The following is a 1,712-nucleotide window of genomic DNA, read 5'->3' as shown; positions in this document are numbered from 1 at the left end:
GCGCATCGGGCAGCGGCGGCAACGACAGCTCTTCAGGCGCCGGCACGGGCGCCGGCGTGTCCGGCAGGTCGAACATGTCGAACGGATCATCCTGGCGGGCCGCAAAGTCTTTCGGCTCGGCGCCGCCGGAAGCACGCGGCTCGGCCGGCAGGCCGAAGTCCATCGCGTCCAGGTCGAACAGCGGATCTTCTGACACGTTCGCATTCGACGAGCCGCGCACCGCGGGCAGCGGATCATTCACCGGCGCTGGCGTCGCCGGTGTAACGGGTGCGCCGAAGTCCATCGAATCGAGGTCGAACAGCGGATCGCTCGGCGTCGCGGTGGCGTCCGCCGGTTGYGACGGGCTGGCCGGCAGCGACGGCAAACCCTCGAAGTCCTTGGCCAGACCGGCCATGTCGACCGGCGTGGCCTGCATTTGCGGCTGCGGCGTCAGGTCGAGCGAGAAATCGTCGCGCTGATCGGCCGGAGTGACCGGGGTGGCAGCGATAGCCTGAGCGGGTTGCCCGGCCGGCGGCGCATCGAAGTCCATGTCGAACTCGAGGTCGTTGACATCGGTCGACAGTGTCGATTCAGGCTTGCCTGCCGCCGCTGCTGGCGGCAGCATGTCGAAGTCGAGGTCCGGCACGGCCGTTGCATCCGGGTCGGGCCGGCTTGCAGGCGCCGGCGCCGCGCGGTCAGCATCGGTCACCGGCTCGAACGTCAGCCCGCCCAGGTCGAAGTCGAGCGTGTTGTCGTCTGTGCGTGGCGCTGGCTCGGCATGCGGCGTTGCGGTGTGCTCAGCATCGTCCTTCGACAGCGAGAACGCAGAGGCAGCAGCGACGGCGCCGGCAGCAGCCGCGCCGGTAACGGCGCCGGCGCCGGCGCCGGCAGAAGGCTCGTCAGCACGCAGCGCATCCTGGTACTGCTGCGACAGGATCGCCTGCTGGCTGCGTTCCTGCGCCGACGGCGTTTGCGCCGGGGCCGGCGCGGCGTTCGCGTACAGCGGATTTTGCGGATCGATCCCCAGGCCCAGTGCCGCAGCGTGCGCCCAGTCGTCGCCCTGGCCGTTCGTGAGCGCATGCAGCTCACGCGCCTGCAGTTCGAACGCGCGGGCATCCTTGCGCGTGGCGTAGATTTCAAGCAGCTTCAACCGCACCGGATGACGGTCCGGATGCGTGCGCAGCGCTTCCTTCAGGATTTCCTCCGCCTGCGCATCGCGGCCGTAGGCGATGTACACATCGGCTTCGGCGACMGGATCGACTTCATTCGTATCGAGCTGGCTGGCCGATGGCGCGAAGCTCGAATTGAAGACGCTGTTGTTGGTGTCGACGCTCTGGCCGCCGCTCTCGGCGAACAGCGACTGGGCGCTGGCGCCCGGTGCGCCCAGCACCGACGGTTCGGTCGGCATCGGCTTCACCGGCGGGGCATTGCGCTTGCGGCGCTGCGCGATGCCGAACAGGATCAAGAGCATCACCAGGAGCGCTGCGGCGATGTACAGCATATTGTCCAGCAGCGTGTCGACCAGGCCTTTTTCTGGCTCCGGCGCCGGCACCGGTTTTTTCAGGCGTGGATGCGTGACTGGCTTGGCCGGCGTCGCCACGACGGGCGCTGCTGCGGCGGCCTGCTCGGCTTCGGCGCCCGCGCGGCTCGGCACAGTCATCAGGTTTTCCAGTTCGCCGACGTTCTTTTCGAGTTCCTTGACGCGGGCCTCGGCCTGTTCGAGTTCGCGCTGC

General features: G+C 68.5%; 1 protein-coding gene. It reads right to left on the bottom strand.

Annotated features, from left to right (window positions below):
• Nucleotides 1-1,712 (bottom strand): type IV pilus assembly protein FimV (locus AC1DYN_RS32380; protein ID WP_477966873.1); only part of this gene is annotated, 1,712 nt, incomplete at both ends.

This window comes from Rhizobacter sp. P2_D12, from assembly GCF_056404395.1.
Note: the sequence above shows the minus strand (reverse complement) of the source record. Positions and strands in the feature narration are given on the sequence as shown.